General features: G+C 70.5%; 11 protein-coding genes. 9 read left to right on the top strand and 2 right to left on the bottom strand.

The features are described from left to right. The first annotated feature begins 75 nt into the window (after positions 1-75). From QZ500_RS01320 to QZ500_RS01310, 3 genes are all read left to right on the top strand, one after another. On the top strand, positions 76-1,092 hold the full coding sequence (locus tag QZ500_RS01320; RefSeq protein ID WP_295849862.1) for a glycosyltransferase family 2 protein: 1,017 nt from the start codon (positions 76-78) through the stop codon (positions 1,090-1,092). Positions 1,093-1,158: 66 nt separating this feature from the next. After that, positions 1,159-1,935: a WecB/TagA/CpsF family glycosyltransferase gene (locus QZ500_RS01315; protein ID WP_295849861.1), complete on the top strand. Its 777-nt coding sequence runs from the start codon at positions 1,159-1,161 to the stop codon at positions 1,933-1,935. After that, positions 1,932-3,320, top strand: a complete 1,389-nt coding sequence (locus tag QZ500_RS01310) for an undecaprenyl-phosphate glucose phosphotransferase (RefSeq protein WP_295849859.1) — start codon at positions 1,932-1,934, stop codon at positions 3,318-3,320. Before QZ500_RS01315 ends, QZ500_RS01310 begins: the two co-directional genes overlap by 4 nt. Before the next feature lie 37 nt (positions 3,321-3,357). On the opposite strand, the gene QZ500_RS01305 is transcribed toward QZ500_RS01310, so the two are convergent. Further along, on the bottom strand, positions 3,358-4,308 hold the full coding sequence (locus QZ500_RS01305) for a histone deacetylase family protein (RefSeq protein ID WP_295849856.1): 951 nt from the start codon (positions 4,306-4,308) through the stop codon (positions 3,358-3,360). A gap of 48 nt (positions 4,309-4,356) precedes the next feature. Between QZ500_RS01305 and QZ500_RS01300 the strand changes: the two genes are divergently transcribed. The 4 genes from QZ500_RS01300 to mltB are packed head-to-tail and all read left to right on the top strand — an operon-like array spanning position 4,357 to position 9,415. Beyond that, positions 4,357-5,277: a MoxR family ATPase gene (locus QZ500_RS01300; protein ID WP_295849855.1), complete on the top strand. Its 921-nt coding sequence runs from the start codon at positions 4,357-4,359 to the stop codon at positions 5,275-5,277. Further along, entirely contained in the window at positions 5,277-6,293 is a 1,017-nt protein-coding gene (locus QZ500_RS01295) for a DUF58 domain-containing protein (RefSeq protein ID WP_295849853.1), read from the top strand. Before QZ500_RS01300 ends, QZ500_RS01295 begins: the two co-directional genes overlap by 1 nt. Continuing rightward, positions 6,287-8,305, top strand: coding sequence for a DUF3488 and transglutaminase-like domain-containing protein (locus tag QZ500_RS01290; protein WP_295849851.1), 2,019 nt, complete (start codon positions 6,287-6,289; stop codon positions 8,303-8,305). The genes QZ500_RS01295 and QZ500_RS01290 overlap by 7 nt, the downstream gene beginning before the upstream one ends. 9 nt (positions 8,306-8,314) lie before the next feature. After that, entirely contained in the window at positions 8,315-9,415 is a 1,101-nt protein-coding gene (gene mltB / locus QZ500_RS01285; RefSeq protein WP_295849849.1) for a lytic murein transglycosylase B, read from the top strand. A 35-nt stretch (positions 9,416-9,450) separates the two neighbouring features. Here the strand turns inward: mltB and QZ500_RS01280 are convergent, their stop codons facing one another. Then, the gene (locus tag QZ500_RS01280) at positions 9,451-9,906 is read right to left on the bottom strand and encodes a RidA family protein (protein ID WP_295849847.1); all 456 of its coding nucleotides are present in this window, start codon (positions 9,904-9,906) and stop codon (positions 9,451-9,453) included. A gap of 164 nt (positions 9,907-10,070) precedes the next feature. Between QZ500_RS01280 and QZ500_RS01275 the strand changes: the two genes are divergently transcribed. Beyond that, the gene (locus QZ500_RS01275) at positions 10,071-11,192 is read left to right on the top strand and encodes an S-(hydroxymethyl)glutathione dehydrogenase/class III alcohol dehydrogenase (RefSeq protein ID WP_295849846.1); all 1,122 of its coding nucleotides are present in this window, start codon (positions 10,071-10,073) and stop codon (positions 11,190-11,192) included. Next, entirely contained in the window at positions 11,185-12,099 is a 915-nt protein-coding gene (locus tag QZ500_RS01270) for an alpha/beta hydrolase (protein WP_295849844.1), read from the top strand. The genes QZ500_RS01275 and QZ500_RS01270 overlap by 8 nt, the downstream gene beginning before the upstream one ends. Positions 12,100-12,147: the final 48 nt, after the last annotated feature.

Here is a 12,147-nt window from a genome sequence, read left to right as displayed (position 1 = left end):
AGAACGGCAGCTTCCCAAGCTTCATACGAGGGTTCGATTCCCTTCACCCGCTCCATCCGGTCCCCCACGCTGTCCGTGTCCTCCTCTCCTGTGCACGCCCTCCGGGCGACACCGCCGGCCCCGTCGTCCGGCCCTTATGACAGCGGCGACTGTCTCCTGACCGTCTGCATCGCCACTTTCCGCCGTGCCGGCACGCTGGTGCTGCTGTTAGACGACCTCGCCTCCCAGTCCTGTCCGCCGCAGCAGGTCGTGGTCGTCGATAACGACGCGGCCGGCAGCGCCCGGCCGGTGGTGGATGCCTTCCGCCAGCGCTGCGGCTCCATCGCGGTCGACTACGCCATCCAGCCGCAACTGAATTTGGCGATCACCCGCAACCGGACGGTCGACTTGGCGCGCGGCCGGTGGCTGGCATTCATCGACGACGACGAACGGGCGCTGCCCGACTGGATCGCGCACCTGCTGGCGACGCAGGACCTTTTTCCGTGCGATGTGGTGCTCGCGCCGGTCCACGCGGTGTTGCCGCCCGCCGCGCCGGCCTGGCTGGTGCGCAGCGGCGTGTACGACGCCCTGTCGTTCACGACCGGCGACACCGTGCCGGCGTCGGCAATGCGGGGCGGCAACATGCTGATCGACCGCCGGTGGCTGCGGGACGCTGGTGGCCGATTCGACCCCGCCTTCGGCCAGACCGGCGGCGAATGTGCCGATCTGCTGAAACGGCTGGCGCGCAGCGGCGCCCGCATCGTGTGGAGCGAGGAAGCGGCGGTACTGGAGCCGGTGGAGCCGCCACGGCTCGACCGCGACTGGATCCTGCGCCGCGCCTGGCGCACGGGGCTGGACGCCGAGCGGCATACACAGCGCACCGATCCCCACGGACGGCACTGGTGGCGTCGCAGCGCGGTCGCATGCCGGTCGGCGATCGCGGTCGCCTGGCACACGGGGTCGGCCGGCGTGCTCTGGCTGGCGGGCGCACACCATGGTGTTCGGCGGGCGGTCTGCGCCGCTGAGGCGCTGGGCCGGCTGACGGCCGCGGCGGGTGGTGCGACCGCACGAGGTGAGACGCGGTCGCGCGACGCCCACAGCCGGCCCGATTAGCGGCAGAAGCCCGCTTCATTCTTGGTAGGATCAGTCGTGCGTTTTTGTAACGCCGCCATCCTGCCGATGCTTCGCCCGTCCGCCCCTTCTGCCGTCGTCCGCCTGTTCGGTCTGGAAATCCAGGCAGCGACGCTGGGCGGCGCGACCGCGTTGCTGGCCGGGCGCGCAGACCTTGCGCCCGCTGCCGTGGTCGTCACTCCCAACGTCGACCATCTCGTGCGGCTGGACCGCCAGCCCGACTTCCAGCGCCGCTATGCCGGTGCGGATTTCATCTTCGCCGACGGCATGCCGGTGGTCTGGGCCAGCCGTCTGCTGGGCCGCCCCCTGCCCGAGCGGGTCACCGGATCGGACCTGTTCGTGGAACTGTGCCGCGAAGCCGTGCGGCGGGACTGGCGGGTGACAGTGCTGGGAGGCATGCCGGGGTCCGAGGCCATGCTGCGCGACCGTTTTCAGCAGGCCTATCCGGGCATCGACGTGGACCTGATCTGCCCGTCCATGCGGTTCGATCCCCACGGGCCGGAAGCGCTAGACGCCGTCGCACGCATCCAGGCGCGCGCGCCGCAGGCCGTGTTCGTGTGCCTGGGCATGCCGAAGCAGGAGTTGTGGGCGCTGCAGCACGCGCCCGCGCTGCCGGGCGGCATCGTGCTCTGCGTCGGCGCGGCGATGGAATTCGGGCTGGGCCTACAGCGCCGTGCGCCGCGCTGGGTGCAGCGGGCCGGGCTCGAATGGCTGTCGCGCCTGCTGTCGGACCCGCGCCGGTTCTGGCGGCGCTATCTGGTGGACGACCCGCATTTCCTGCGGCTGTGCTGGCGCGAGTGGCGCAGGATGCGCACGGCCCGATGAGCCAGGCCTATAACCCTGCCGCGCACCATCGGCTGTTCTTCTGGATCGTCGGGTTTTCTGCAGGCGCAATTTCGCTGACCGGCCACCTGGCGGCGGAACTCTATGCCGGTATCGCCCCGGGAGCGATCGACAAGGGCCGTGCGGTGATCGTCGCCGCCGTGGCGATCTACTTCTTCGTCAAGTTCGAGCAGCTGACCAGTACCCGCCGGATGGGCTACATGCTGTATCGGGCGTCGCTGCAGTGGGTCAGCGTGGTCGTCGTCACCCTGGTGGCCGAAGTGCTGCTGCCCCATGGCGATGCCGACGCGGCCCGGCGCGCAGCGCAGCTCTGGGCGCTGGGCACCTGGCCGTGCATGCTGCTGGCGATGGCCGGACTGCGGCTGATGTCCGAGCAGATGTACGGCGGCGGGCAGACCCGGCGCACGATCTTCATCATGCCGGGCCGCCAGGCACACATCCTGAACACCCGGCTCGGCCGCTCGCCGAACCTCGGCATGCAGGTGGACGGCTATTTCGGCCGGGCCTATCCGGAAGACCAGGCGCAGATGCACCGCATCGGCAACGTCGAGGATGCAGCCGAGTACCTGCGCGAGAACACCTGCAACGTCGTCTTCATCGGCACCGACCTGCTGACGACCAACCACATCCATCCGATCATGGACCGGCTGAGCGATTCGACCGCCGCGGTGTACTTCGTGCCCGAGATCGATCCGCGCAGCCCGTTCCAGATCGATATCGCGTCGGTCGCCGACGTGCCGGTACTGTCGCTGCACGAGAACAACATCCTCGGCATGGCACGGGTGCTGAAGCGGACGATGGACATCGCGCTGTCCCTGCTCGCCCTGCTGGTCTTCGCCCTGCCGATGCTGGCGATCGCCCTGGCGATCCGCCGGACGTCTCCTGGCCCGATCCTGTTCCGGCAGACACGCTACGGACAGGACGGGCGCCCGATCAGCATGCTGAAATTCCGGAGCATGTACGTCCACCAGCAGACCGCCGGCGAAGTGCGGCAGGCGACCCGCGGTGACCCCCGGATCACCCCGCTCGGCCGCTTCATCCGCCGCACCTCGATGGATGAGCTGCCGCAGCTCTTCAACGTGCTCAACGGCAGCATGAGCTTGGTCGGCCCGCGTCCGCATGCGATGGAGCACAACGAGTTCTACCGCCAGCAGATCAAGGGCTACATGCTGCGCCACACCGTCAAGCCGGGCATCACCGGCTGGGCGCAGGTCAATGGCCTGCGGGGCGAAACCGATACGCTGGAGAAGATGATGAAGCGCGTCGAATACGACCGGTTCTACATTAAGCACTGGTCGGTCGGCCTGGACCTGCGCATCCTGGGGCGCACCGCGCTGCTGGTGGTACGCGACCACCAGGCGTACTGAAGACCGCGCCCCGGGAAGTGCGAAAGCAGGCCAGCCGTTACAGGTCGGCCAGCACCCGTACATGCGCCTCGACGCTGCGTGCCAGCGCATCGAGGTGGTAGCCGCCCTCCAGGCAGGACACGATGCGGCCCTTGGCGAAGCGGCGGGCAATGTCCTTGATCCGCGCGGTGATCCAGACGAAGTCCTGCTCGGTCAGCCCGAGCTGGCCCAGGTCGTCCTCCCGGTGGGCATCGAAGCCGGCGCTGACGAACACCATCTGCGGCCGGAAGGCCTCCAGCCGCGGCATCCAGATCATCTCGATCAGCTCGCGCACGTCCATGCCGCGGGTATAGGCCGGCACCGGCAGGTTGACCATGTTGACCGCAGGCGACTCGGTACCCGAGTGCGGGTAGAAAGGATGCTGGAAAAACGACACCATCAGCACCCGATCGTCGCCGGCGAGGATGTCCTCGGTGCCGTTGCCGTGGTGCACATCAAAGTCCACCACCGCGACCCGCGCGAGGCCGTGGTGATCCAGCGCATGGCGCGCCGCGACCGCCACGTTGTTGAAGAAACAGAAGCCCATCGCCCGCTCGCGCTCGGCATGGTGGCCGGGCGGGCGAATCGCGCAGAAGGCGTTTTCCAGGGTGCCGGCGATCACCGCATCGGTGGCCGCAACCGCAGCGCCGGCGGCATGGCGGGCGGCCTGCAGGGTGTACGCGTTCAGCGCCGTGTCGGGGTCGACCTGCGCGACCGGAGGCCCGCCGGCGGCGGCGTCCGAAGCCCTGCGGGCGTCGAGCGCCGCAAGCCGGGCGAGATGCGCTGGGGTGTGCGCGCGCAGCAACGCGGCATCGGACGCCGCGGGCGCCTCGTGCCGCACCAGCGCGTCGGCCACGCCGGTGAGCAGCAGGCGGTCCTCAATCGCATCGAGCCGGGCGGGGCATTCGGGGTGGCCGGCGCCCATGTCGTGACGGCGGCAGTCGGGGTGGACGAAATAGCCGGTCTTCATGGGCGTCGCGGGTCGTCTCGGGGCGTGTTTTTCGGCTAACGTCGTGCCATGCAGACACAGCAGAAACTCGAGGCCCTGCTCGGCCAGCTTAACACGGTGATCGTGGGCAAGGAGGCGCAGGTCCGCGACTGCGTGGCCTGCCTGCTGGCGGGCGGCCATCTGCTGATCGAGGACGTTCCGGGCGTCGGCAAGACCACGCTCGCCCATGCGCTCGCCCGCACCTTCGGCCTCCAGTTCGCCCGGGTGCAGTTCACCGCCGACCTGATGCCCGGAGACCTGGTGGGCGTGTCGGTCTACGAACGCGGGCGCGAGGGCTTCGTGTTCCACCCCGGCCCGGTGTTCGCGCAGGTGCTGCTGGCCGACGAGATCAACCGCGCCAGTCCCAAGACCCAAAGCGCCCTGCTCGAGGCGATGGAAGAGAAGCAGGTGACGGTCGAAGGCGAGACCCGCGCCCTGCCCCACCCGTTCTTCGTGATCGCCACCCAGAACCCGCACGACCAGCTCGGCACCTTCGCGCTGCCCGAGTCGCAGCTCGACCGTTTCCTGATGCGGATCTCGCTCGGCTATCCGGACCGCGCGGCGGAACGGCTGCTGCTCGCCGGGGAGGACCGGCGCGACCTGCTCGACCGGCTGTTGCCGCTGCTCTCGACCGACGAGCTGCTCGCGCTCCAGCAGGAGGCCCTCGCGGTCCATGCGGCCGATCCGCTGATCGACTACGTGCAGGAGCTGCTGGCCGCGACCCGGTCGGGCCGGTGGTTCGTGCAGGGCCTGTCGCCCCGCGCCGGCCTGGCCTTGGTGCGGGCGGCGAAGGCGCAGGCGCTGCTCGCGGGGCGGAACTACGTGGCGCCCGACGACGTGCAGGCGGTGCTGCCCCAGTGCGTGGCCCACCGCCTGGTGCCGGTCGGCACCTCGGGGCGCAGCGCGGTCGATCAGGTCCGCGCAATGGTCGAGGCCGTGCCCCTTCCCTGATGAGCCTCCGCGCCTTTCTCGGCCGCCGCCGGGCGGCGCGGGCCGCCGGGTCTGCCGGACCGCTGTCGCGCTGGCTGGCCGGCCGCCTGCCGCGCCAGGACACGCAGCGGCTGACCCACCGCAACGTGTACATCCTGCCGACCCGTGCAGGCGCGCTGCTGGCCGCGGTACTGGCGGTGCTGCTCGTCGCGTCGATCAACTACCAGCTCAACCTCGGCTACCTGCTGACCTTCCTGCTGGCGGGCAGCGCACTGGCCGGCATGCACGCCGGCCACGCCAACCTGCGCAATGCCACGCTGCACCTGTTGCCGCCCGCCCCGGCCTTCGCGGGCGACGCGGCGATGCTGGAGGTGCAGATCGCGAGCGACAGCCGCGCGGTGCGCCATGCACTGGCCCTCGGGGTGATGGGCAGCACGCCCCGCGCCTGGACGGACGTACCCGGCGGCGGCATCGCCACCGTCCGGATCGCCTGGACGCCGCCCGCCCGGGGCGAGCAGCCGCTGCCGCCGCTGGTCGCCGAAACCCGCTTTCCGATGGGCACCTTCCGCGTCTGGACGGTCTGGCGGCCGGCCGCCTCGCTCCTCGTCTATCCGCGGCCCGAGACGCCGACGCCGCCGCTGCCCGCCGGGGAGCCGCAGGCGCAGCAGGACCCCCATGCGGTGGCCGGACGCGCCGGTACCGGCGATCCCGACGGCGTGCGCGGCTACCGGCGCGGCGACCCGCAGCGGCTGGTCGTCTGGAAAAAAGCCGCGCAGGCGATCGCCGCCGGCAGCGACACGCTGGTCAGCCGCGATGCGACATCCACCCAGCGGCAGGACCTCTGGCTCGACCTGCAGCAGGCCGGTGCGACCGGCCTGAGCGGGCGGGAGCTGCAGCTCTCGCGCCTCTGCGCATGGGTGCTGCAGGCCGACCGGCTCGGTCTGGCCTACGGTCTGCGCTTGCCCGGCACCACGCTCGCGTCGTCCACCGGCGCCCGCCACCTGCAGGCCTGCCTGGAGGCCCTCGCCCGATGCTGACCCGCTGGAACGCCCTGCCGCGCGACAGCCGCGACACGCTGTTCCTGCTCGTGGTGGTGGGCTGGACGCTCGCCCCGCAGGCGTTCCACCTGCCACCCTGGGCCGCCATGCTGGCCTACCTGCTCCTGCTGTGGCGCGGTCAACTCGCCTGGCGGTCGGCGCCGCTGCCGGGTCGCTGGTGGATGGTCGGCCTGGTGGTGCTGACCGTCGCCGCCACGTTCGCCACCTTCCGCACCATCGCCGGCCGCGAGGCGGGAGTCACGCTGGTGGTGATGCTGCTCGCCCTCAAGACGCTGGAACTGCGGGCGCGGCGGGATGCGATGGTGGTGTTCTTCCTCGGCTTCTTCGTGATGCTGACGAACTTCCTATTCTCGCAGTCGCTGCCGGTCGCACTCTCGATGGTGGTCGCGCTGGCCGGACTGCTGACCGCGCTGGTCCAAGCCCACATGCCGGTCGGCCGGCCGCCGCTGGCCGATGCCGGCCGGATCGCCCTGCGGCTGATGCTGTTCGGCGCGCCGGTGATGGCCGCGCTGTTCCTACTGTTCCCGCGCATCGGCCCGCTCTGGGGCATGCCCGGCGACGATGCGCGCGGCCGCAGCGGCCTGTCCGCCGACATGCAGGTCGGTACGATCGCGGAACTGGCACTCGACGACGGCGTGGCGATGCGGCTGCGCTTCCCCGACCTGCCAGCCGGCACTGCGCCGCCGCAGCAGCAACTGTATTTCCGCGGACCGGTGCTGTCGGACTTCGACGGCCGCCAGTGGCGGGCGCAGCCGCTGCGCCAGACGTCCGCCCGGCTGGAGGTGCAGGGCCGGCCGGTCCGTTACGAGGCAACGCTGGAGGCGAGCGGCCGGCCCTGGCTGCTCACGATGGATGCAGCCGTGCAGGCACCGGCCGGCATCGACGCCTTCCAGACGCCCGACCTGCAGTGGCTCGCCACCCAGCCGCTGCGGCAGGTGCAGCGCTACACCGCCGAGAGCTACCCCGATTTCCGCCACGGCCCGGCGCAGCCGGCGGCGGCGCTGCGCCTGTTCACGCTGTTGCCTCCCGGCTTCGACCCGCGCACCCGAGCGCTCGCCGCAGAGATGAAGGCCGATCCGCGCTTCGGGGACGACACCGCCGCGCTGATCGGCGCCGCACTGGAACGGCTGCGCACCGGCGGCTACCGCTACACGCTGGAGCCGGGCGTGTACGGCCGAGACACCGCCGACACCTTTTGGTTCGACCGCAAGGAAGGCTTTTGCGAGCACATCGCCTCGGCCTTCGTCGTGCTGATGCGGGCGATGGACATCCCGGCGCGCATCGTGACCGGCTACCAGGGCGGCGATCTCAACCCGGTCGACGGCTACTGGACGGTGCGCAACAGCGACGCCCACGCCTGGACCGAAGTCTGGCAGCCCGGCCGCGGCTGGGTGCGGGTCGACCCGACCGGCGCGGTAGCGCCCGACCGGGTCGGCCAGCTGCTGCGGCTGCAGACGCCGCGCGGCGCTTTCGCGACCGCGTTCGGCGGCGTGGTCGGCCGCGATGTCGGCGAACGGCTGCGGGCCGTCTGGGAAGCCATCGACAACCGCTGGAACCAGTGGGTACTCAACTACACCCAGAGTCGTCAGTTCGACCTGCTGCGCCGGCTGGGCTTCGCCAGCCCGGACTGGGAGGATCTGGTGCGTCTGCTGGTCGGCCTGGCGGTGCTCGCCTCGGTCGGCACCGGGCTGTGGAGCCTGTGGACGCGCCGCGCGCACGATCCCTGGCAACGGCTGCTCGGTCAGGTGCGCCGGCGGCTGGCGCGCAGCGGCCTGGCGCTGCCGTCGTCCGCCGCCCCCCGCGGCGTGGCCCGGCAGGCGCGCCGGCACTTCGGCGACGCAGCCGACCCGCTGCACGACTGGCTGCTGCGGCTCGAAGCGCAGCGGTATGCCCCCACCGGCGATGCCGCCACCCGCCGCGCCGACCTGCAGCGGCTGCGCCGAGAATTCCGTTCCCTGCCCTGGCCGTCGTCTTCGCCCCCTCGCTCCTGATCGTCCTCCATGCCGCGCACCGTCATCGCTACTCTTTTCATAGCTGGAACCGCCCTGCTGGTGGGCGCTGGGGCCACATTCGCGGCTGAAAAACGCGCCCCGGCCAAGCCCGCGCCGCGCTCTACTGCCGCAACCCCGGCCCGCACACCCGGCCCCTCCTACGAGGAGCGCGCCGACGCGATGGCCTTCGCCGACGACATCGCCGAGCGCCGCGGCCTCGACCGCGCCTGGGTGCGCAGGACCATCGGCGAAGCGCGGCTGCTGCCGCAGGTGCCCCGGCTGATGCTGCCGCCGGCACGCGGCACCGCGAAGAACTGGCGGCTCTACCGCAGCCGCTTCGTCGAGCCTATCCGCATCCGCGCCGGCGTACGCTTCTGGGACCAGCACCAGGCGACGCTCGCGCGCGCCGAAGCGCAATACGGCGTGCCCGCCGAAACCATCGTCGGCATCCTGGGGGTGGAGACGATCTACGGCCAGCAGGTCGGCACCTTCCGGGTGATGGACGCGCTGGCCACCCTCTCCTTCGACTTCCCCGCCGCCCATCCGCGGGCCGCAGAGCGGATTGCCTTCTTCCGCGGCGAACTGGAGCAGTTCCTGAGCCTGTGCATGCGGGCCGGCCTGGACCCGTTCGAACTGCGCGGCAGCTATGCCGGCGCGATGGGTCTGCCGCAGTTCATGCCGTCGAGCTGGGCGAAGTACGCGGTGGACTTCGACGGCGACGGCCGGATCGACCTGTTCGGCAGCCCGGCCGACGCGATCGGCTCGGTCGCGAACTATTTCCGCGGCTACGGCTGGACGCCCGGCATGCCGACCCACTACCCGGTCAGCTTCGACCCTGCCCGGCTCGACCGCGATGCGTTGCTGGCGCCCGACATCCTACCGACCTTCAGCGTGGCCGCCTTCGCCGCGAAAGGTGCCATCGTCGAGGGCCCCGGCGCGGCGCACCGCGGCCCGCTCGCGCTGATCGAACTGCAGAACGGCGGCGACGCGCCGAGCTATGTCGTCGGCACCGAGAATTTCTACGCCATCACCCGCTACAACTGGTCGAGCTACTACGCGATGGCGGTGATCGAACTCGGCCGCGAAGTGGCGCTCGCCCGCAACCGCTGAGCCTACCGTCCGCCGGCGCGGACGGCTTAAACCGGTCAGGCGACTTCGGCGATCAGCTCGATCTCGACGCAGGCACCCAGCGGGATCTGCGCCACGCCGAAGGCGCTCCGGGCATGCGCGCCGCGGTCGCCGAACACCTTGGCTAGCAGTTCGCTCGCGCCGTTGGTCACCAGGTGCTGTTCGGTGAAGTCCGGCCGGGAATTGACTAGGCTCATCACCTTCACGATGCGCACGATCTGGTCGAGGTCGCCGGTCGCGGCCTGCAGAGTGCCGAGCAGGTCGATCGCGATCGCACGGGCCGCGGCCTTGCCCTCTTCGGTTTGGATCTCGCCGCCGAGCTGGCCGGCCCACACCTTGCCGTCCTTGCGGGCGATGTGGCCCGAGACGAAGATCAGGTTGCCGGTGCGCACGAACGGCAGGTAGGCGGCGGCGGGCACCGCCACCGGCGGCAGGGTGATGTCGAGTTCGCGCAGACGGTCGTAAACGCTCATGGATGGCTCTCCTGTGAGAAAAATCGGGGTTTCGCGCAGGCAGGACCTGCGCAGTCAGCTAGGATTTTGATAGTAACCGCTGCACCGACCGACACATCCGGTCGGCGGATTGCCCCGATCATCGGTGCCCGCACCGTATTCCCCGACCGACCTCTCCTACCGCCATGAAAACCAAAGCCGCCGTCGCCTGGCAGTCCGGCCAGCCCCTGACCATCGAAACCGTGGACCTGGAGGGCCCGAAGTTCGGCGAGGTGCTCGTCGAGATCAAGGCCACCGGCATCTGCCACACCGACTACTACACCCTCTCGGGCGCCGATCCGGAAGGCATCTTCCCGGCGATCCTGGGCCACGAGGGCGCCGGCATCGTGGTGGACGTAGGCCCGGGCGTGACCTCGCTCAAGAAGGGCGACCACGTCATTCCGCTCTACACGCCGGAATGCCGCCAGTGCAAGTTCTGCCTGAGCCGCAAGACCAACCTCTGCCAGCTGATCCGCGGCACCCAGGGCAAGGGCCTGATGCCCGACGCCACCAGCCGCTTCAGCCTGGAAGGCAAGCCCATCTTCCACTACATGGGCACCAGCACCTTCAGCAACTTCACGGTGGCGCCGGAAATCTCGCTGGCCAAGATCCGTGAGGACGCACCCTTCGACAAGGTCTGCTACATCGGCTGCGGCGTGACCACCGGCATCGGCGCGGTGCTGTTCACCGCCAAGGTCGAGGCCGGCGCCAACGTGGCGGTGTTCGGCCTGGGCGGCATCGGCCTGAACGTGATCCAGGGCGCCAAGATGGTCGGCGCCGACAAGATCATCGGTATCGACCTGAATCCCGAACGCGAGGCCATGGCCCGCCAGTTCGGCATGACCCATTTCCTGAACCCGAAGGACATCGAGGCCGCCGGCGGCAACCTCGTCGATGCGATCGTGCAGCTCACCGACGGCGGCGCGGACTACAGCTTCGAGTGCATCGGCAACACCAAGGTGATGCGCCAGGCGCTGGAATGCACCCACAAGGGCTGGGGCCGCAGCATCATCATCGGCGTGGCCGAGGCCGGCGCCGAGATCGCCACCCGCCCCTTCCAGCTGGTCACCGGCCGCAAGTGGGAAGGGTCGGCCTTCGGCGGCGCCCGCGGCCGCACCGACGTGCCGAAGATCGTCGACTGGTACATGGACGGCAAGATCAGCATCGACCCGCTGATCACCCACACCATGCCGCTCGCGGACATCAACCAGGGCATCGACCTGATGAAGCGCGGCGAGTCGATCCGCGGCGTGGTGCTGTATGACTGATGCCTTGGGCAGCCTGCGCCGGGTGCGCGCCAGCGTGCTCGACGTCGGCTTCCACGAGATCGGCCCGGTCGACGGCCCGCCGGTCGTGCTGCTGCACGGCTTTCCGTACGACGTGCAGGCGTATGCCGAGGTCGCGCCGGCGCTGGCCGCGCAGGGCTGCCGGGTGGTCGTGCCGTACCTGCGCGGTTTCGGGCCGACCCGCTTCGTCGACGACGACACGCCCCGCTCGGGGGAACAGGCGGCGCTCGGGCAAGACCTGCTCGCGCTGCTCGACGCGCTGGCGATCCCGAGGGCGCTGCTGGCGGGCTACGACTGGGGCGGCCGCGCGGCCTGCATCGTCGCGGCGCTGCAGCCCGAGCGCTGCGCAGCGCTGGTGTCCTGCAACAGCTACAACATCCAGCACATCGCGACTGCACAGCAGCCGATCGCGCCATCAGACGAAGCGCGGCTCTGGTACCAGTACTACTTCCATTCCGAGCGCGGTCGCGCCGGGCTGGCGCAACACCGCGCGGACCTGTGCCGCCTGCTGTGGCGCATGTGGTCGCCGACCTGGGCGTTCGACGATGCGACCTTCGAGCGCACTGCGCCGTCGTTCGACAACCCTGACTTCGTGGACGTCGTGATCCATTCCTACCGGCACCGCTACGGCCTCGTCCCCGGCGACCCGGCCTGCGCCGCAACCGAGGCGCGCCTGGCCGCGCAGCCGGACATCGCCGTGCCGGCGATCACGCTCGATGGCGCGGACGACGGCGTGCTGGCCGCCGGCGGCACCGCCGGGCATGCCCACCATTTCGCCGGGCCGCACGAGCACCGCACTGTCCCCGGCGCCGGGCACAACCTTCCGCAGGAACGACCGCAGGCCTTCGCCGCTGCCGTCGGCGACCTGCTGCACCACCTCCGTCCATGACCGTTTCCCCAGCCTTCACCCTCCGGTCGCAGCACGCCTGCTTCGGCG

Source organism: uncultured Xylophilus sp. (assembly GCA_913776965.1).
GTDB lineage: Bacteria > Pseudomonadota > Gammaproteobacteria > Burkholderiales > Burkholderiaceae_C > Xylophilus.
The sequence above is the reverse complement of the archived record's forward strand: the minus strand, read 5'-3'. Positions and strand labels throughout refer to the sequence as shown.